This is a genomic window from Flavobacterium sp. (genome assembly GCF_043756175.1).
In the GTDB taxonomy this organism is placed as follows: Bacteria; Bacteroidota; Bacteroidia; order Flavobacteriales; family Flavobacteriaceae; genus Flavobacterium.
Genome location: NZ_JAYURN010000010.1, coordinates 1 through 20,503 on the forward strand (window position 1 = coordinate 1; position 20,503 = coordinate 20,503).

General features: G+C 31.0%; 19 protein-coding genes. 10 read left to right on the forward strand and 9 right to left on the reverse strand.

The window, feature by feature from the left end; translation table 11 throughout:
• Positions 1-138: 138 nt before the first annotated feature.
• The 3 genes from ACH2BP_RS00615 to ACH2BP_RS00625 all read right to left on the reverse strand — a co-directional run bounded on the left by ACH2BP_RS00615 (position 139) and on the right by ACH2BP_RS00625 (position 3,550).
• The gene (locus ACH2BP_RS00615) at positions 139-2,343 is read right to left on the reverse strand and encodes a TonB-dependent receptor plug domain-containing protein (protein WP_395055994.1); all 2,205 of its coding nucleotides are present in this window, start codon (positions 2,341-2,343) and stop codon (positions 139-141) included.
• Positions 2,344-2,439: 96 nt separating this feature from the next.
• Complete coding sequence (locus ACH2BP_RS00620; protein ID WP_395055995.1) at positions 2,440-2,949, reverse strand: hypothetical protein; 510 nt, start codon at positions 2,947-2,949, stop codon at positions 2,440-2,442.
• A gap of 52 nt (positions 2,950-3,001) precedes the next feature.
• The gene (locus ACH2BP_RS00625; protein WP_395055997.1) at positions 3,002-3,550 is read right to left on the reverse strand and encodes a GNAT family N-acetyltransferase; all 549 of its coding nucleotides are present in this window, start codon (positions 3,548-3,550) and stop codon (positions 3,002-3,004) included.
• Between the two features lie 347 nt (positions 3,551-3,897).
• Here ACH2BP_RS00625 and ACH2BP_RS00630 point away from each other — a divergent pair, with 347 nt between their 5' ends.
• The 4 genes from ACH2BP_RS00630 to ACH2BP_RS00645 all read left to right on the forward strand — a co-directional run bounded on the left by ACH2BP_RS00630 (position 3,898) and on the right by ACH2BP_RS00645 (position 7,749).
• Positions 3,898-4,419 carry a hypothetical protein gene (locus ACH2BP_RS00630; protein ID WP_395055999.1) on the forward strand — a complete coding sequence of 174 codons (522 nt, stop codon included), beginning with the start codon at positions 3,898-3,900 and terminating at the stop codon, positions 4,417-4,419.
• Between the two features lie 127 nt (positions 4,420-4,546).
• The gene (locus ACH2BP_RS00635; protein WP_395056001.1) at positions 4,547-4,828 is read left to right on the forward strand and encodes a hypothetical protein; all 282 of its coding nucleotides are present in this window, start codon (positions 4,547-4,549) and stop codon (positions 4,826-4,828) included.
• Positions 4,829-4,949: 121 nt separating this feature from the next.
• A complete protein-coding gene (locus ACH2BP_RS00640) occupies positions 4,950-7,190 on the forward strand; it encodes a M1 family metallopeptidase (protein WP_395056003.1) in 2,241 nt (746 codons plus the stop codon).
• 121 nt (positions 7,191-7,311) lie between these two features.
• The gene (locus ACH2BP_RS00645) at positions 7,312-7,749 is read left to right on the forward strand and encodes a hypothetical protein (RefSeq protein WP_395056005.1); all 438 of its coding nucleotides are present in this window, start codon (positions 7,312-7,314) and stop codon (positions 7,747-7,749) included.
• A gap of 76 nt (positions 7,750-7,825) precedes the next feature.
• Here the strand turns inward: ACH2BP_RS00645 and ACH2BP_RS00650 are convergent, their stop codons facing one another.
• The 5 genes from ACH2BP_RS00650 to ACH2BP_RS00670 all read right to left on the reverse strand — a co-directional run bounded on the left by ACH2BP_RS00650 (position 7,826) and on the right by ACH2BP_RS00670 (position 12,385).
• Entirely contained in the window at positions 7,826-9,046 is a 1,221-nt protein-coding gene (locus ACH2BP_RS00650) for a peptidylprolyl isomerase (protein ID WP_395056007.1), read from the reverse strand.
• 20 nt (positions 9,047-9,066) lie between these two features.
• Positions 9,067-10,161, reverse strand: a complete 1,095-nt coding sequence (locus ACH2BP_RS00655) for a peptidylprolyl isomerase (protein ID WP_395056009.1) — start codon at positions 10,159-10,161, stop codon at positions 9,067-9,069.
• Between the two features lie 25 nt (positions 10,162-10,186).
• On the reverse strand, positions 10,187-10,753 hold the full coding sequence (gene gldI, locus ACH2BP_RS00660; protein WP_395056011.1) for a gliding motility-associated peptidyl-prolyl isomerase GldI: 567 nt from the start codon (positions 10,751-10,753) through the stop codon (positions 10,187-10,189).
• A 7-nt stretch (positions 10,754-10,760) separates the two neighbouring features.
• A complete protein-coding gene (locus ACH2BP_RS00665) occupies positions 10,761-11,771 on the reverse strand; it encodes a bifunctional oligoribonuclease/PAP phosphatase NrnA (protein WP_395056013.1) in 1,011 nt (336 codons plus the stop codon).
• Positions 11,772-11,863: 92 nt separating this feature from the next.
• Positions 11,864-12,385, reverse strand: a complete 522-nt coding sequence (locus ACH2BP_RS00670; RefSeq protein ID WP_395056015.1) for a hypothetical protein — start codon at positions 12,383-12,385, stop codon at positions 11,864-11,866.
• A gap of 129 nt (positions 12,386-12,514) precedes the next feature.
• On the opposite strand from ACH2BP_RS00670, the gene guaA reads away from it, so the two are divergent.
• The 5 genes from guaA to ACH2BP_RS00695 all read left to right on the forward strand — a co-directional run bounded on the left by guaA (position 12,515) and on the right by ACH2BP_RS00695 (position 18,580).
• Entirely contained in the window at positions 12,515-14,044 is a 1,530-nt protein-coding gene (guaA, locus tag ACH2BP_RS00675) for a glutamine-hydrolyzing GMP synthase (protein WP_395056017.1), read from the forward strand.
• 221 nt (positions 14,045-14,265) lie between these two features.
• Positions 14,266-15,972 carry a LysM peptidoglycan-binding domain-containing protein gene (locus ACH2BP_RS00680; protein ID WP_395056019.1) on the forward strand — a complete coding sequence of 569 codons (1,707 nt, stop codon included), beginning with the start codon at positions 14,266-14,268 and terminating at the stop codon, positions 15,970-15,972.
• A 43-nt stretch (positions 15,973-16,015) separates the two neighbouring features.
• The gene (locus tag ACH2BP_RS00685) at positions 16,016-17,932 is read left to right on the forward strand and encodes a LysM peptidoglycan-binding domain-containing protein (protein WP_395056021.1); all 1,917 of its coding nucleotides are present in this window, start codon (positions 16,016-16,018) and stop codon (positions 17,930-17,932) included.
• Positions 17,932-18,333 (forward strand): OsmC family protein, encoded by a 402-nt coding sequence (locus ACH2BP_RS00690; RefSeq protein WP_395056023.1) that lies wholly within the window; start codon positions 17,932-17,934, stop codon positions 18,331-18,333. Before ACH2BP_RS00685 ends, ACH2BP_RS00690 begins: the two co-directional genes overlap by 1 nt.
• A 16-nt stretch (positions 18,334-18,349) precedes the next feature.
• A complete protein-coding gene (locus tag ACH2BP_RS00695) occupies positions 18,350-18,580 on the forward strand; it encodes a DUF3820 family protein (protein WP_011964002.1) in 231 nt (76 codons plus the stop codon).
• 99 nt (positions 18,581-18,679) lie between these two features.
• On the opposite strand, the gene ACH2BP_RS00700 is transcribed toward ACH2BP_RS00695, so the two are convergent.
• Positions 18,680-19,000: a DUF4870 domain-containing protein gene (locus ACH2BP_RS00700; RefSeq protein WP_395056026.1), complete on the reverse strand. Its 321-nt coding sequence runs from the start codon at positions 18,998-19,000 to the stop codon at positions 18,680-18,682.
• A 178-nt stretch (positions 19,001-19,178) separates the two neighbouring features.
• Here ACH2BP_RS00700 and ACH2BP_RS00705 point away from each other — a divergent pair.
• Positions 19,179-20,503: CTP synthase (locus ACH2BP_RS00705; RefSeq protein WP_395056028.1), on the forward strand; the 1,325-nt coding region annotated here is incomplete at its 3' end.

The window sequence follows — 20,503 nt, forward strand, 5'->3', positions numbered from 1 at the left end:
GAAAGTCAAATTTAAACAAAATGAGCCCAATACAATATCGAGCTCATTATTATCAAAATTAATTATAAATTTGTCCAAAATTTTGGGTGCAGTCTAATTTTACTTCGCATTTTATATTTAAATAATTTACTAAAAAAACTAGAAATTATATTTCCCTCCTAAGTAAATATTTCTACCAGCAGCATTTATACCAGAAGCAAAATTTCTGTATTGAATGTCTAAAATATTTTCAACCCCTGAATAAATTGTTAAAGAATTAAATGGCTTTATGGCTGCTTTGAAGTTATAAGTTTGCCAAGCAGGCATTCCGTTTGCAGGAGCATAAACTAAATTATCTTCACCACTTGCTGAGTAATCTTCTAAATTTTTCTTACCGTTGTATAACATGTTTAAATCAAGATTTAACCATTTGAATTCATAATTAAATCCAGTTTTTCCATAAATAGGAGGGACGTGATCTAATGGTCTTGAAGTATTGTCATTTTCAGATTTAACTCTTCCATAAGTGTAATTGAAGTTTCCGTAGAATTTCAATTTTTCTAAAAGATTGATTTTAAGAGAAGTCGAGTAACCAAAAATTTCAGCTTTTCCTAAATTTTGATTTGCTACAACTGGTGTTGCTACTCCATTATAAATAACTGTATTTTTTCCGTTAAAAGTAAATTTATCAGTTACAATTGCGTCAAATAATTGTGTGTAGAAAACGGTATTTTCAAATTCGAAAATTTTGTCGGTATAAAGCGTAATGTTGAAATCTCCAGTTATGTTTTTTTCTGGTTTGATGTTAGGATTAGGAACTACTAACGAAACACCTTTAGCGGAGTCAAAAACCTTAGCTAAATCATCTACATTTGGTGTTCTATAGCCAGTTGCTACGTTAAAACTTACTCTTACATTTTTAGTAGAATTGTTGGTAATACCAGCTGCACCACTATAAGTAATATTTGTTTGATCAATATCAGAGAAAGGGAATGGGAAGTAAGTTTTATCCTTAAATTCGCTATGTAATTTGGCATAACCTACTCTGGCTCCTAAATTATAGGTAGTATTTTCTGTAAGTTTAGAAAAGTAAGTAGCAAAAGCATCAGTTTTTAATGTAAAGTTTTTTCCGTCAGGATATCTTGTGTTTGTTGGTGTTACCACTCCTGTTTTAATATTCGTAATGCTAGCTGTAGATTTTAAATCGTCGTAAAAACCTTCAACTCCATATAATAATTCACCTTGACCAATTTTTGCTTTTAAATCAGCGTTGATAGAATATACGCTTACTTTTTCAATTCTAGATTCTTCACCAGTTTTTCCGTGATTACGATTTATTCTACTTTCTTCAATATTCTGATAGCTAGTCCCAATTGTTAAATCGCTATTTAAAATTGCTTTTTGTTTACTGAATTTATAACCAGCTAAAATTCTTTTTTGTGGACCATAATTCCAAGTAGCTGTTTTTAAATCACCATTATTTTTTAAATCAGTCAATCTATCATATCTAGGAATGTCGGTTGTAGTTGAAAACTGTAAATTAAGATTGTGTACCGTTGATTCGCTTGGTTTAAACAATACTTTTTGCATTGCATTATATTGTTTGTAACCAGAAAATTTTTGTACTAATGGATCGTCATTTTTAACAATGTTATCTAAACCATTTACAGTTTCGATATAAAATGGTCTTGCTCCAAAAAAGTCGTTTTTTCCATTTTTTTTGCTTCCCATTTTTACATCACCAAAATCGTTGAAAGAAATAGCGGTTAATGTTGCCCATTTGTCGCCAGAAAATCTGAAATCACCATAACCTGATTTTTCTTCATTTGCAGTAGAATATCTTGTATTTAAGCTTCCAGAAAATTCTTTGCCGTTATTTTGAGAAAGTAATAAAGGTCTTTTGGTAATTAAATTGATAGCTCCACCTAATGCGTCACTTCCAAATTGAGTTGAAGATGAACCAAAAAGAATGTCAGTGCTTTCTAACATATTTTCATCAACTGAAAGTACATTTTGTAAGTGACCTCCACGAAAAATAAGGTTGTTCATTCTTACTCCGTCAACAAGTAATAATATGCGACTTGATTCTAAACCTCTAATTACGGGACTACCACCACCTTGTTGTGATTTTTGAACGAATAGCTTTCCTGAATTAGAAAGCATGTCAGCGGTGTTTTGGTAATTTCCAAATTCGATATCTTTCTGAGTAATAGACTCTATTGCTTGAGAGTTATTTTTCTTTGATTTTGTATAACGCTGCGATTCTATTTTTACTACTCCAAGTTGGTTTGCTGTTGTGGTATCTGTTTGCGAAAACCCAACCATAGTAGCCGAAAGGGCTATAATAGATAGTATTTTTTCCATCTTAATTTAATTAATTATTATTGTAATACCAGTTTCATATAATTATAAAATGAATAATTATATCAGACGGATTCCTAATATTCTATAAAAAATTAATTAACAAGGCGGTTTATGTATAGTTAAAGCTATTTTATTTATATCTCCTTTAGGAATATAAAAATTTGATTTTATTGATAGTAATTTGTAATCACTTTCAATTTTATAATCATTATTGTTTAGCGTTGTGATAAAATGGAAAGTTTTATAAATTTTTTTCTTACCGGAATGAGGAGTTTCTTTTTTGTTTAAAAGATTGGTTAATACAATTCTGAAATTATTTTCATGCATGTCGTTTACAGCATTAATGACAACTTTATCTGATAATATTTCGAAAGATATCACATCATAATAAATATTATTTATTTTAAATTCTTTTTTATCATGTGATGAATTCCATTGAGAAAGAGGTATCGATTTTTTCTCTGCCAAATGAATTTTAGAAACCTGAATCTGCATTCTAATCTCTTGAATACGTTCTACTAAAGAACCCGAAAATAAGGTACACAATTGCAACACATAGAATGTGACAACTACAAAAATGGAAATATTTTTTATTCTGTTTAGCATAAAATAGTCTGCAAATATAATTTTTTATTTATGATATATTTGCCAGCATTTATCAATTAGTTAGAATAGAATATATGACCGTATCTAGAAACTTACCATCATAAAACTCATTTTGTATAAGATGAGCTTCTTTTACAAAATTAGTTTTCTCTAAAACCTTTGCAGAAGCGATATTTTTAGGATCTATAATGGCTTCTAACGAATGCATTTTCATATCATTAAAACCATAATGTATCATAAGTTGTATGGCTTCACTAGCAATTCCTTTTCCGTGATATTCGGGCAATAACATATAGCCAATTTCGGACCTAAAATGTTCCCATCGTACTCTGTAATGGCCTATAATCCCAATCATTTTAGGGCTGTTCTTTAAGGTAATTGCCCAATTAATACCTTCGTTTGTTTCTATTTTATCTTGAATCATTTTTATATGACCCATCGCTTCATCTATAGTGGTAACTAAAGGTCTGGGAATATATTTCATAGTTTCTGGATTACTTCTAAGTTCAAAAATTTCCTTTACATCGTTTGATGTTATTTGTCTTAATAGTAATCTTTCTGATTCTAAATCTTTAAACGGTAAAAATGAAAATGCACTCATGATAATATAAATTTTCGATTAAAATACGGGTGATAAAATTACTATTTATAATACTATCAATAGGAAATTATCTAATTAATTAATTTTTAATTATCATTAAATATAGTTCCTTTTAGGAATCTTATTTCGTATTAAAATTCATTTTTACTTTTAACTTTAGATTGTGAAACAATTAACAATCATTGATTTAAGTATAAATTAACTTTGTTTAATACTACACAGAAATTACTTTAACCACTATTTTTTAATAAAATCCAAATAATAATAATAGAGGAAGAAAATTAGTATGTCTACGAGATTTTATTTCAAAAATATTTTAGCAATTTTTAACTTAAAAAAAAGTAATCATGAAAATATTATTTAGTGTATTAACATTATTAAGTTTTTCGATGGTATCTTACTCACAAAGTTTAGATGACGAAGAACTTAAATATAGTGAGTTACCAGCTATGGTAATGAAAACAGCAGGTAAGGATTTTTCTATATATTTACCTGACAGAAACCCAGACTCAAAAGTAAGACAATTACAAGACAAATTTATTGGATACGATTTGGGTAAAGATTTAGAAGGTTATAACGAGTATTTAGTTGTAATGGAAGCTGAAGATTCATCATTAGCAGCAACTTATAACGAAAATGGAAAATTAATGAGTGTTGTAGAAAACTATTCGAATGTAAAACTTCCCAGACAAGTTATTTTCTCAGTATTTAAATCTTATCCTGATTGGACAATAGTAAAAGATAAATTTTTGTACACTCAAGAAGATGGAGATGTTATAAAAAAACAATACAATTTAAAAATTAAAAAAGACAGAGAAGTAAAAAAACTAGTAGTTCAACCTAATGGAAATATTATCGCAGGATTATAATATATTATAAGTTTCTAATAAAGAGGAATTATTTTTTGTAATTCCTTTTTATTTTGTGATTGTTTAAATAAAATTCATTAATTTTATAAAACCTCAAATATATCATTAACAAAATAATAGTCAAATTATGAATGCAAATTTTGAAATTATAGAAAAAGAAGCTATCGAAAATCTTCACTTTCCTGAAATAGATGTTTTAGAAGGTATAGAAGCAATAAATCAAAGAAATTCCGATTTAGAAAGGGCACTTTCGTTAGGCAATTTAGAACATTCAAAAATAAAAATTTATTTTGAAGATGATTACTCTAAAAAAGTTGTTGAAACTACTATTTGGGGGGTAACTGACAAAAGAGTCATTCTGAAAAAAGGCGTTGTAATTCCTATAAATAGAATTTATAAATCTATATAGGTTCTACATGTATAACCTAAGTTTTGAGGCATCAATTATATTGATGTCTTTTTTTTAATATTTTTTTGTAACAAAAAAGTAAAAAGACACTCTAATTTTTACAATCAAAAAATAATCGAATATGAAATCAAACATGATTAAAGGATTATTTATTTCCGCACTACTTTTAGGAAGTAATATAATATCTGCACAGCAAGTAACAAACTATAATTATCACGATGCTTTTGCTCCAGGTTTTTATACAAAAAATGCTACCGAAACTCGTTCGGCAAGCGGTCAGCCGGGTTCAAAATACTGGCAAAACAGAGCCGATTATTCACTAACAGCATCACTTAACGAAGCTAAAAATGAAATTTCAGGAACTGCATTAGTAACTTATACAAATAATAGTCCAGATAAATTAGGGTTTCTTTGGATGCAAGTAGATCAAAATCTTTTCAAAAAAGACTCCCGTGGAAATGCTATTATTCCTACAAAAGGAAGTAGAAATGGTGCTAAAGGTGAAAATTTTGACGGTGGTTACAAAATTAAATCTATCAAAATTATAGCAACTTCAAACGGAAAATCTATCGAAAGTGATGCGAAATTTACCATTGTAGATACCAGAATGCAAGTAGATTTACCACAAGAGCTTAAAGCAAATGGAGCAACTGTAAAACTTAAAATAGACTATTCATTTGTTTCTCCTTTTTATGGTTCAGATAGAATGGGAGTGCTAGAAACTAAAAACGGAAAAATATATACTGTTGCACAATGGTATCCTAGAATGTGTGTGTATGACGATGTAAAAGGCTGGAATTCATTACCTTATTTAGGTGCAGGAGAGTTTTATTTAGAATACGGAGATTTAGATGTAGCCATTACAGCACCAGCAAATCATATTGTAGTTTGCTCGGGCGAATTGCTAAATCCAACAGAAGTTTATACAGCCGAACAACAAAAAAGATGGGCAACTGCAAAATTGAGCGAAAAAACAGTTATGATTCGCTCCGCAGATGAAGTTACAAATGCAAACTCTCGTCCAACTGGAAAACAAACTTTGACTTGGAAATTTAAAATTAAAAATGCCCGTGATATGTCTTGGGCTTCTTCTTCAGCATTTATTATAGATGCGGCAAAAATTAATTTACCAAGTGGCAAAAAATCGTTAGCCATTTCTGCTTATCCAGTAGAAAGTAATGGTAATGATGCTTGGGGACGTTCTACCGAATATACAAAAGCATCAATAGAAAATTATTCAAAACGTTGGTACGAGTATCCTTATCCTGCTGCAACAAATGTAGCCGGAAATGAAGGAGGAATGGAATATCCCGGAATCGTTTTTTGTAGCTGGGAATCCAAAGGATTAGATTTGTGGGGTGTTACAGATCACGAGTTTGGTCACATTTGGTTTCCAATGATTGTAGGTTCTAACGAAAGATTATTTGCATGGATGGATGAAGGTTTTAATACATTTATCAATTCGTTAAGTGCCGAAGATTTTAACAAAGGAGAATACAAACAACCTGCGATGAATATGCATCAAACTGCAGGAATGCTTACAAATCCTGATACCGAACCAGTTTATACTGCTCCAGACGGACTAAAAGAAGCAAATTTAGGACTTTTAGCTTATACAAAACCAGGAGCAGGACTAACGATGTTACGTGAACAAATTTTAGGTAAAGAAAGATTTGACAAAGCATTTAGAACTTATGTAGACCGTTGGGCTTTTAAACACCCAACTCCAGATGACTTTTTTAGAACTATCGAAAATGTTTCAGGAGAAGATTTAAATTGGTTTTGGAGAGGTTGGTTTATGAATAACTGGCGTCTAGATCAAGCAGTTACTAAAGTAAAATATGTAAAAAATGATGCAAAGCAAGGAGCTATAATTACAGTAGATAATTTAGAAAAAATGCCAATGCCAGTTATTATTGAAGTTAAAACCAAAAGTGGAGCAACTTCTAGAATGACATTACCAGTAGAAATCTGGCAACGTAACAAATCATGGACATTCAAACACAATTCTACCGAAGAATTAGAAAGTATTACTATCGATCCTGATCACGTTTTTCCAGATGTAAATTCTGAAAATAATGTTTGGACTAATGCTAAAAACGGAGTAGAAAAAGGAATGAATTTAGATGCTTATTTAGGAAATTTCTCAAGCACTCAAATCCCTATTAAGATTAACTTTACTCCAGAAGACGATACAATTGTTATAAATGCTACAGGACAACCATCGGTTCCTTTAGATAACCTTGGAAATGGTAAGTTCACATTCGAACAAGCTCAATTAACGGTACAGTTTAACGATTTAAAAACTGGATTCAAGCTAAGTGTAGGCGGACAAATTTTCGAGTTTACAAAAGACAAATAATACTTTATACTATTCAGTAAAAATGCAGGCAACTAAATTGCCTGCATTTTTTTATATTTATTGCTTTAAAGGCTTATCTAAATTTTAAATATATAAGATTACATTTGCATAAAATATCAATATGAAAATAAACCCAAAAACAGGAATCGACCAGCTCATTTTTGGCATGAAGCAAAAAGACGTTACAGCCATTTACAATAATCCTGATAAGCAATACAAAGACGAGGAGAATAATGTTATTTTTTTGTATTACGATAAAAAATTGAGACTTACATTTTATGAAGATGAGAATTTGAAATTGGGTTATATGATAAGTTCAAATCCTGATTTAGAATTGTTTTCCGAAAAAATAATTGGAAAACAAATCGATGAAGTCGAAAAAATTTTAATAAATAGAGGAATAAAATCTCTTGAAATAGAAAATTTTGATACTGTCGATAATTATTTTAACGAAAGTAATTGGATGATTTTTCAGGTCGAATACAAAGAAGTAATTCGGTTTGAACTTGGAGCAACAATAAACGACAAGGATGAATTCGATTGGAAGTATAAAATATAAACAAGCTGTTTGGCATAATAAAAAAAGGGAGCAAAATTTATATTTTGTTCCCTTTTTTTATTTGAATTTTTATGCTTTATTGTTTTACAGCAGGAGTATTAGCTATAGCTTCCAAAATTTCTACTTCAAAAATAATATTGGCGTTGGGAGGAATTACTCCACCAGCACCTTTTTCTCCGTAACCTAAGTTTGAAGGAATAAAGAAAGTAGCTTTATCTCCAAACGAAAGTAAATTTAAACCTTCAAGGAAACCAGGAATTAAACCACCTTTATTTCCAGCTTGAAAAGGAAATGGTGCATATCCGTTTTGGTTTGCTCTGTTTTGGTCAAATTTTCCGAAAGTTTTATTTACATCTGCATAACTACTGTCGAAAAGGCTTCCGTCTTCAAGGTAACCAGCATAGTGCACATATATTGTTGTTCCGTCAACTGGTTTTTTGCCAGTTCCTTTTACAATAGCATATTCTAAACCTGATGGTGTTTTTGTAGCTTCAGTCCTTGTTTTTGATAAAGAAGCTACTTTTGCAGCCATAACTGGACCATATTGTTTCATGTAAGCTTTTTTAGCTTCGGCTGCAGCTTCTATTTGTTTTTTGTTTTTTTCGGCATCTAATAAGGCTTGTTTTTTGTCTTCATCACCTTTAGTTGCGTAATAATCTGCGAAAACTTTAGCAGCGCTAAATTTTTTAGCTTCAGCCCCATTTCTAGAAATAGTTACTTTGTTTATCACATCGTCTTGTATGATTTTGTTTACTACATCCATTCCAGAAATTACACTTCCAAAAACGGTATGCTTTCCATCTAACCAAGGCGTGTCTTTGTGTGTAATAAAGAACTGACTCCCGTTTGTTGCTGGACCAGAATTTGCCATTGATAATATTCCCCCTTGTGTATGTTTCAAATCGGTAATTTCATCTTTAAATTTGTATCCGGGATCTCCAGTGCCATTTCCTAAAGGATCACCACCTTGAATCATAAAATCGGCTATTACTCTATGAAATTTTAATCCGTTATAAAATGGTTTTCCTTTCAAATCTGATTTAACAATTGTGTTTGTTCCTTCTGCTAATGACACAAAATTTGCAACAGTGATTGGTGTTTTTGTGTACTCTAATTGAACTACTATTTTACCTTTTGAGGTGTCAAATTCTGCAAATATCCCTTCAGCAGTAGTTTTAGGCGCTGTAGTTTGTGTTTTTACAATTTTAGATTTAATAGCTTTTTTTGTTCCTTTTTGTGCGTAGCTGTTTGCTATAACTAAAAAGAATACTAATAATAGGTTTAATTTAGTTTTCATTTTGTTTTAATATATTAATATTATTTACTTGGCATTTTTTCTAACATTTCTAACTCGAAAATCAAATTGGTGTTTGGAGGAATAACGCCTCCCATACCTTGAGCTCCGTAACCTAAATTAGAAGGGATAAAAACAACGGCTTTGTCTCCAAAGGACATTTTTTCTAATCCTTCAATAAATCCTGGAATCATACCGTCTTTTTTACCAGCTTCAAAAGGAAATGGCTGGTATCCGTTTTGTGCGGCTCTGTTTGCATCAAATTTTCCAAAATCTCGACTTACATTTTCGTTACTGGAATCAAAAAGATTTCCATCTTCAAAATAACCTGCATAGTTGAAAAAGAAAGTTGTTCCAGTTGCTGGTTTTTTAGCTGTTCCTTTGCTTACAAGAGTGTACATTAATCCTGATTCTGTTTTTGTAGCTTTAGCTTTAAGCGTAGCAAAATAAGCTACTTTATCCGTGATTACTTTTGCATATTTTGCATCGTTTGCTTTTTTTGAAACTAATTGTGTATCAAAATAGTCTTTGAATACTTTTGATGCATTAAACTTTTTAGCAGCTTCTCCTTTTCGGATAATTTCTATTTTAATAATATCATCATCTTGCGCTATTTTATTTACAACATCTTGTCCCTCTACTACATGTCCAAAAACTGTATGACGACCATTTAAGTAATTGGTTTCTAAATGAGTAATAAAAAATTGACTTCCGTTTGTTCCTGGGCCTGCATTTGCCATAGCAAGAATACCTGGTTTATCCATTTTTAAATCATCTCGAAACTCATCATTAAATTTGTAACCTGGACCACCAGAACCATTTCCGTCTGGATCACCACCTTGTATCATAAAATTGGCAATGACTCTATGAAATTTTAACCCGTTATAAAAAGGTTTTCCGCTAAATTTTTCATCAACAAATGTATTTTCTCCTTCTGCAAGTGATACGAAATTAGCAACGGTGACGGGTGTTTTCTCGAATTCTAATTGTAGTAAAATATTACCTTTGCTTGTTTCTATTTCTGCATAAAGTCCGTCTGACAACTTATCGTGTTTCGAGTTGCATGAAAATAATACTAATGCAGTGATGCTAAATACTAATTTTGTTATTCTATTCATTGTTAAAAAATATAGTTAGTTAATTTTAATTTTGGGTTGTATTTGACATTGGTTTAATGTCATTTAAGGTAACAGTACAAATTAGCGGTTCGTTTGTTCCTATTTTATTGTTATCACCATGATAACCAAAAGCCATGTGTGATGGAAATAAAAACGTTACTTTTTCTCCTTTTTGCATTAACTTAATTCCATCACGCAAACCAATCATAATAGCTTGTTTGTCGACCACATACTGTTGTGTTTTTAATTCTGCTTGACTATAAATAATGTTTCCATTTATATCCTTTATTTCATAATCATAAAAAGCAACATTTCCTTTTGTAGGTTTTGCTACTTCAGTTGTATTTTTTGCATTATAATAATACCAATATCCTTTTGTTGACGCAATATAATCGACTGCTGTATCTTTTTTGATTATTTTGGCAATGATATTTTCTTCACTTTCGTTTAATTTTTTATTTCTCTCTATTGATTGTTTCATAAACTCACCTGAAGCTTGTGAAACTGGTCTTCTTGGTTCTTGTTTTGTCGTACAACAAGTAACTAAATTGATGCCAAGAAGCAAGCATCCTATGATTTTTAATGTCTTCATATCAATTTTAATTTTTAATTTCTTTGACAATTCTTTCAAAATCGCTAATAGTTTCTTGCAACGATTTGTCCGATTTTCCTCCCGCAGCATTAATGTGTCCGCCCCCTCCAAAATAATTTCTAGAAAACTGATTTACATCAAAACTTCCTTGCGAGCGGAATGAAATTTTTATTATTCCTTCGGCAGTATTTTCGATAAAGATAGCAGTAAAATCGATTCCATCGATAGAAAGTCCGTAATTTACAATTCCTTCAGTATCACCTTTCTGAAAATTATAAGTATCTAATTCTTCTTGTGATAATGTAATGTATGACGTTTTATAATCGGTCATTAACTTCATGTTTTGAAGGGCACGACCTAGCAATTGCAAACGGCTGTAAGAACTTTTGTCGAATAATTGATTGTGAATGGCGCTGTTTTCGACACCTTTATCTATCAAATCGGCAACCATGCGGTGCGTTGTGCTTGTTGTTTTCGGGAAACGAAAAGAACCTGAATCGGTCACGATTCCTGTATAAATACAAGTAGCTACGGTTTTATTAATTAAGTTTTCTTGTTTTAATTGGTGTATAAAATGATACACCATCTCGCAAGTAGAACCGTATTTTGTATCCGAAAAAGTATATTTTGCAAAAGTATCTGGAAATTCATGATGGTCTATCATGACAAAAGTCTTGTCTAAAGTTTCTAATGTGGCTTGCATGATGTCGCCAGTTCTGTGTAGCGCATTAAAATCTAAAGTAAAAATTAAGTCAGATTGGTTTAAAATTTCAGTGCAATTTTCTTTGTCTTTTTCAAAGACTAGCACTTTTTCTGAAGCTGGTAACCAAGATAAAAAATCTGGAAATTCATTAGGCGATATAACCACAGCCTCATGATTTTGTTGTAGTAAAAAATGATATAAACCTAGAGTAGAGCCCATGGCATCGCCATCAGGATTTCTGTGCGGAATGATTGTTATTTTTTTTGGTGAAGCTAATAACGTTTTTAATGCTTCAATTTCAGTATCTGTCATCATGTTGCGAAAATACAGATTTTCATTTAATTTAGATACTTAAATTTTTCATAAAAATTTAAGGTACAATAAAACGCAAACTAATTTAGATATTATTACAACGGATCCGCAATTACGCTAAATCTCATATCAGCATTTACAGTAACATCTTGGGTTAGTGTTTCTTTTGTAGTTACTTTAGTTCGCAATTTATAACTAGATGCTTTAATGTATGTATCTAATCTTTGTGAAGTACAAGTTAAATTTATTGTGTTATCAGTCGAAACTATATTATCTGCAAAAGCCAATTCAACTTCATCATTTGCATTTGTAGAAATATAAATGTGTACTGCTTTAAGAAAACTAAACGTTTTATTAGTAGGATTTGTAACAGTTAGTTTTAGCTCTTGCAGTTTTACATCTTTTACTAAATCGGCTCTTGTATTGTTATTACTAAAGTTTGAAGATGAATTTGTAGTAACATCTGGAGTTGGGATCTCGAAAGGAGAATTCACAACAAATCCACTGTTTACAGTAAAAGAAGCTTGATTTGTAATACTAAAAGTTAATAACTTATCTATTTGATTACATGATACAAGTGAAGTTATAATAATTACTAAAAATATCTTTGTCTTCATATTATTTTTTTTAAAAATGATTTCAATTTTAAAACAACAATCAAATTATGTTTTCACAAATGTATAAATAAGCTTTTATAAATTGTAAATTATATTTTAAAATTTAAAATTTAAAAAGTATTTTTGCGTATGCAACACAACGTACTAATTTTAGATTTCGGGTCACAATACACACAATTGATTGCCCGTAGAGTTCGCGAATTAAATATATTCTGCGAAATTTTTCCTTATGATAAAATCCCATCCGATTTATCTATTTATAAAGCTGTAATTCTTGGAGGAAGCCCATTTTCTGTTCGTTCAGAAGATGCACTACATCCAGATTTATCAGAAATTCGTGGCAAATTGCCTTTACTAGCAGTTTGTTATGGAGCACAATACTTGGCACATTTTTCCGGCGGTGAAGTAGCCGCTTCGAACACTCGCGAATATGGTCGTGCCAATTTGACTTATATTAAGGAGAACGAAACTTTTTTTGATAATGTAAATCTAAACTCACAAGTTTGGATGTCACACAGTGATTCTATTAAAAAATTACCTACAAACGGAATCAAGCTTGCAAGTACACAAGATGTAGAAAATGCTGCTTATAGGATTGAAGGCGAAACTACTTACGCAATACAATACCATCCAGAAGTATTTCATTCGACCGATGGAAAGCAAATGTTAGAAAATTTCTTGGTAAAAATTGCCGAAGTTCCTCAAAATTTTACGCCAAATGCTTTTGTTGAAGAAATGATAGCCGAATTGAAAGAAAAGCTACAAGACGATAAAGTAGTTTTAGGACTTTCTGGTGGTGTCGATTCTACAGTAGCAGCCGTTTTATTGCATCAAGCCATTGGTAAAAACCTATATTGTATTTTCGTAAATAACGGATTACTACGTAAAAATGAATTTCAAAATGTATTAGATCAATACAAAGGAATGGGTTTGAATGTAAAAGGTGTCGATGCTGGTGACAGGTTTCTTTCTGAACTAGCAGGAATATCTGATCCAGAAACCAAACGTAAAACTATAGGACGTGTTTTTATAGAAGTTTTTGATGATGAATCGAAAATTATTGAAGATGTAAAATGGTTGGCACAAGGAACAATTTATCCGGATGTTATCGAATCGGTTTCTGTAAAAGGACCATCTGCAACCATCAAGTCGCATCATAATGTAGGTGGTTTGCCAGATTATATGAAGCTACAAATTGTAGAGCCTTTGCGTATGCTTTTTAAAGATGAGGTGCGTAGAGTAGGAGCAACTTTAGGAATTGATGCCGAATTATTAGGAAGACATCCTTTTCCTGGGCCAGGATTATCTATTCGTATTTTGGGAGATATTACACCCGAAAAAGTTCAAATTTTACAAGATGTCGATGCAGTTTTTATTAATGGACTAAAAGAGCACGGATTGTATGACAAAGTTTGGCAAGCAGGAGCTATTTTGCTTCCTGTAAATAGTGTTGGTGTTATGGGTGACGAGCGAACTTACGAAAAAGTAGTTGCCTTAAGAGCAGTAGAATCCACTGATGGTATGACGGCCGACTGGGTGCATCTTCCTTATGAATTTTTGATGAAAATCTCTAACGATATTATAAATAAAGTGAAAGGTGTAAATAGAGTTGTATATGATATTAGCTCTAAACCACCAGCAACTATTGAGTGGGAATAAGACAAACAAATTGGAACGCGGATGACGCGGATATTGCGAATTGTCGTGGATTTTTTTAAAATCTCTTTGTGTATCTCTGTGAAACCTTTGTGAATCTTTGTGAAAAAAATATAATTTTTATCGATATTTAATTCGATAATCAAAAATGTTAAAATTAATTATGATAAGTCATTACATTAGATAACTTTGTAATGACTTATTTTTTTAAACGAATTTATCTTATGAAGTATTTAGTATTATTGTTTTTGTGTATCTCGAATTTTGTCTTTGCTCAACAAGAAAAAACACTCATTCATAAAGTGGCTAAAGGCGAAAATATTTACCAAATCGCAAAAATTTACAATATTACACCTTCAGAAATTTATAAAGTAAATCCTGGAACCGAAAACGGAATTCAAGAAAATCAGGTACTAATTGTGCCAAATAAAACTGTTGTTTTACACGATTCAAAAAATACACACCAAGTTCAACCTAAAGAAACTTTATTTAGCATTGCTCGTTTGTACAATGTTTCGGTGCAAGATTTAGATAATTCTAATGCAGAAGCCCTAAAAGATGGATTGCAAATTGGCGAAAACATTGCTATTCCTAATAAGAAAAAAACATTAAATGGTCAGGCAAGAATTATAAATGCAGAAACTGTTTTTCATGTTGTAGAACCAAAGGAAACCAAATATTCTATTTCAAAAAAGTATGGTATTTCTATCGAACAATTGGAAACTCAAAACCCAGAAATTATAAATGGATTGGTTGAGGGCAATAAATTAGCTATCAACGTAAAGCAAATAAAACCCAATAACGACAACGAAGAACTCATGATTGCGTTGGCCGAAAAACAAGTGGCTGTAGAAAAAAATAAAGCAAAAACCACCGAAATTGAAGATTTGCAAGACAAACTAACGGTTCAGAAACAAATGAATCAGAAGGTTCTAAAAGTAAATTCATTAAAAGTAAATTTGAATGAAATAGACGAAACCAAAGGAGGTTCGGCAAAAAAACTAAAATTGGTATTGGAAGCCAATAAAAATATTCAAGAAATTTTAATTTCAAAACTAGATTCTCTTGTGGTAATTATGAGTGATGACCTTGAAATACTGAAAAATAAGGATATCGATGACTTACAAGAATCTAAAGATTTAGAGAAAGATTCATATAAAAATATTGGCGAAACAAACGGAATGATTCTCGAATTGAAAAAAGATTTGGCAGATAATCGAAAAATTTATACGGGTTTAATGACTAAAGTACAGCGAATTACTTTGGCTGAAAACCATGAATACAAGAAAAAAGTAAATGAGAATCAGAAAATAAAAAACAATCCTTCAGAAGATGCCGAATTGCTTGAAGTGATTAAGAATATTCAAACCAAACAAGAAGCAAACGAAAAACGAAATAAGCAATTATTTACAAAAATAGATTCACTTGGTGTTCAAAAAAATGTGGAGTTGAAACGTAGGATTTCTAAAGCTACTTTTTACAGTTCGGAAGCCAGAGATTATGATGACAAATTAGCACAAGTAAAACTGAAGCGATACCAAAAGAAAGCATTAGAAACCAATAAAGATTTAGCTGACAATTCTGAAAACAAACCAACAGCCGAACAAATTAAAAAAGCACTAAAAGACAAAGATTATAATGCAGGAAAAGCCGTAAAAATTGAAGTTTTAAGAAACCTAAATGAAGTAGAAGATGGTTTTTATATTATCGCAGATATTTTTTCAGAAGCGGAATTAAGAGATGTTTTTGCACGAAAACTTACAGATTCTGGTGAGATAAACACAGGGTTTTTCTATAATGTAAACATTTTTTCCTATTATGTTTTTACAAAGAAATTCAAAAATGCAAATGAAGCACTTTTCGAATACAATCTAAAGAAAGAAAATCCATTGTACAAAAATATGTTTATTGTTCAAATCGAAAAAGAATAATAAAACGGCACGTTTTTAGTTATATACTATACAAATTTATACCATGAAATACCTTATATATATTGTTTACTTTTTGTTTTTTAGCACTAATCTTGTATTGGCGCAATCGAACAATTTGATAAAACACAAAGTTCAAAAAGGAGAAACTATAACTCAAATCTCAATAAAATATAGTGTTACGCCTGCGGATATTTACAAACTAAACCCTGATTCTCAAAAAGGAGTCGAAGAAAATACGATTTTGATAATTCCTAACAAAGCAAAGGTAAAAGTTGAAAACACTTCAAATTCTTACACAAAAAAACATACTGTTTTAGCCAAAGAAACTTTGTATAGTTTGTCTAAATTGTATGATGTTTCTATTGCAGATATTGAGAAAGCAAACGTTGAAGTATTAAAAGAAGGTGTAAAAATCGGAATAATTTTAGTTATTCCATCCAAAGGAAAAACTGTTCCTGCCGAAAAACCGAAGCCAAATAATCCTAAAACTGCAATTTACCACGAAGTAAAAGCGAAAGAAACCAAATATGCAATCGCCAAGCAATACGAAATTACTGTCGAACAACTGGAAAAACTAAATTCTGAAATTGTAAATATCGAATTACCAATAGGTTTTAAATTATTAATAAGTGGAGAAAAAACAATTGTTGCACCAAAGCTAGTAATTGTTAATGTGCCAACCCCAAAGCCTTCTGAGAGTTTGTATGTTATAAAAGCAAAAGAAACTTTATTTAGTATTTCGAACCAATTTGAAGTAACTCAGGAAGAATTATTGGTATTAAATCCAGAATTAAAAGATGGCGTTATTGAAGGAATGTCTATCAAAGTTCCTATCAAATCATCGGGTTTGGTAGCAAAAAAAGAATACAAAGATTTAGCAAAAAGCATTCAAAAAGGGACAAACAAAAAACTGGGATTACTACTTCCTTTCAATCTGACTAAATTAGATCAAGACACTATCAATTCGACCAAAGCGCGTTTAAAAAAGGATAAATTCCTGAATATGACACTCGATTTTTATGCAGGAGCATTGGTTGCAATCGATTCTGTCCGAAAAATGGGTTTGAATGTTGATGTGACTATTTTAGATTCTAATGAAACGAAATCTACCTCTAATGTAACAAATTTGGTTCAAGATAATAATCTAAAAACGATGGATGCTATTATTGGTCCATTTTACCAAAATAATGTCGAAAAACTTGCCAGCTTATTAAGTGCTAGTAATGTCCCAGTTTTTTCGCCATTGTCTAAAGATTATGATAAAAAATTCTCTAATTTAGTTCAAGCAACGCCTTCTGTTGATGATATAAAAAATGCCATGTTCGATTTTATGAGAGCAAAAAACGGAAATATCATCGCTATTATAGATCCTAAAAAAGCATCGGTAAAACAGTATATTTCAGAAAATCATAAAGATGTCCTTTTTGCACAATTTACTGAAAAAGGAAGTTTGAATATCGAAAATTTGAAATCGATTTTGGTTAAAGACAAAGTCAATTTTGTTATCATGGAAACCGAAAAAACAAACCTTATTTTGAGTATTACCAATACTTTGTCTAGTTTATTATCTAATTATGACATAAAATTGGTGATTTTAGGGGAAAATGACGCTTTAGATTATGAAGAAATCTCGATGACTCGACTCACAAAATTGAAAATGCATTATCCGTCGCTTACTCGTGTTAACGAATCGGACGAAGCCAGTATGTTTGAAAATAGTTTTAAAAGAAAAAATAAAATACTACCCAATCAGTTTGCTACACGTGGTTTTGATGTGACTTTTGATGTCTTATTACGTTTAGCTCAAGAAAAAAACATTATCGAAACTCTAAACGAAACAGCTACGGAACAAGTTGAAAACAGATTTTATTACAAACAAAATCCAGACGGAGGTTATACAAACAAAGGTGTTTATATCTTATTTTACGATACAGATTTAACCATAAAAGAAGCAAAATAATGACATCAAAAATAACATATTTAGGAGATTTAAGAACTTCATCTATTCACTTACAATCAGGAACCGAAATCCTTTCGGACGCACCAGTTGACAATAACGGAAAAGGTGAAGCATTCTCACCAACAGATTTAGTTGCAAATGCTACAGGAAGTTGCATGATGACCATAATGGCAATAAAAGCAAGAGATTTGAATGTAGATTTAATAGGAACCACTATCGAAGTAACTAAAATTATGCAAGCCGAACCAAGAAAAATTTCTAGAATAGAAATTATCATGAATATTCCTATTACTACTGACGAAAAAACAAAAACTATTTTGGAAAGAACAGCCATGAATTGTCCTGTTTTATTAAGCTTAAATCCAGATATTGAAAAGGATATTACTATAAACTGGAAATAGTATAAGACATTAGACTTTGGATCAAAATCAAAAACAACTCATCAAATTAGCACATACGAAAATGCCTTTTGGCAAATATGAAGGCTATTTTCTTATAGATATTCCAGAATATTATATTGTTTGGTACAGTAATAAGGGTTTTCCTAAAGGAGAATTAGGAGAACAACTCAAACTAATATATGAGTTAAAACTAAACGGACTTGAAGAATTAATTAGAAACATAAAAAAGAAATATCCAAAACCATAAAAAAATCCTGTCTATTTTTTTAGACAGGATTTTGTTTAAAAATTATTTCAACTTAAATGACCTTATATGGTTCAAAAACCAGAGTAAATTGTTTTAATATTACTTGATAAAATCGAATTTATCTACAAACAAATTTCCAACTAAAGGAACTGGTTTTTCTTCTTCATTTACAGCATTTACAATACCAATTATCCAAAGAATAAGTAATCCTAAGCTTAAAATTGTTAATCCTAAATCTAAAGAAGGAACAATAAAAGACAAGACTTCATTTAATAATCCTAAAATCCCCAATCCTAAAGATTGTTTCAGATGAAATTTTGCTAATGATGATTTTTCTGTTTCATTATTGTAAACCAGAAAAGCAATTATCCAGCCAATAATGGTAATATAGCTAATAATTGAAATTGTTTTTTTGCTCATAAATATTTTTTTTGGTTTGTTAGTCAATCAAATATAAAAATAAATATCAATAATTTGTATTTTCATATCAAAAAAACATTAAAAATTTAACGGTTAATTGTCAATTATCAATTATTAATTATCAATTAATAATTGTACTTTTGCCACGTTTTTTACACAACTACAACAAGACAACACAATGAATCAAACGAAATATATTTTTGTTACAGGCGGAGTTACTTCTTCATTAGGAAAAGGAATTATTGCCGCTTCTTTAGCGAAATTATTACAGGCAAGAGGTTACAGAACAACAATCCAAAAATTTGACCCTTATATAAATGTCGATCCAGGAACACTGAACCCTTACGAACATGGCGAATGTTATGTTACCAATGATGGTGCCGAAACCGATTTAGATTTAGGTCACTACGAACGCTTTTTGAATGTACCAACATCTCAAGCAAACAACGTAACGACAGGAAGAATTTATCTTTCAGTAATTGAAAAAGAACGTCGTGGCGAATTTCTAGGAAAAACTGTTCAAGTTGTACCTCATATTACCAACGAGATTAAGGAACGCATGCAGTTGTTAGGAAAATCTGGTGATTACGATATTGTAATTACCGAAATTGGAGGAACAGTAGGTGATATCGAATCATTGCCATACATAGAATCAGTACGTCAACTGGTTTGGGAATTGGGAGAAAATAACGGAATTGTAATTCATCTTACTTTAGTACCATTTTTAGCAGCAGCCGGTGAATTAAAAACAAAACCCACGCAACATTCAGTAAAAACACTGATGGAAAGCGGTATAAAAGCCGATATTTTAGTTTGCAGAACCGAATACGAATTGTCAGAAGACTTGCGTCATAAACTAGCTTTATTTTGTAATGTAAAAAGAGAAGCTGTAATTCAATCTATCGATGCATCAACAATATACGATGTTCCTAATTTGATGCTTGAAGAAGGATTGGATAGAGTAGCATTGAAAAAATTAGATTTACCAGAAAAATCGACTCCAGATTTAAAACTATGGAACGAATTTTTGCAAAAACATAAAAACCCAAAACATGAAATAAATATTGGTTTGGTTGGTAAATATGTCGAGTTGCAAGATTCATACAAATCAATTCTTGAAGCATTTATTCATGCAGGAGCCACAAATGAAACAAAAGTAAATGTAATTTCTATTCACTCGGAATATTTAGATGCCAAAACGGCAGAAAATCAACTAAAAGGATTAGATGGCATATTAGTTGCACCAGGATTTGGCGGCCGTGGAATAGAAGGTAAAATAGAAACCGTTCGTTACGCAAGAGAAAATAATATTCCGTTTTTAGGAATTTGTCTCGGAATGCAAATGGCAGTGATAGAATATTCTAGAAATGTTTTGGGTTATACCGATGCAAATTCGACCGAAATGAATGATACAACTTCTCATCCCGTAATAAATTTGATGGAAGAACAAAAAACAATAACAGACAAAGGCGGAACCATGCGTTTGGGTGCTTGGAAATGTAA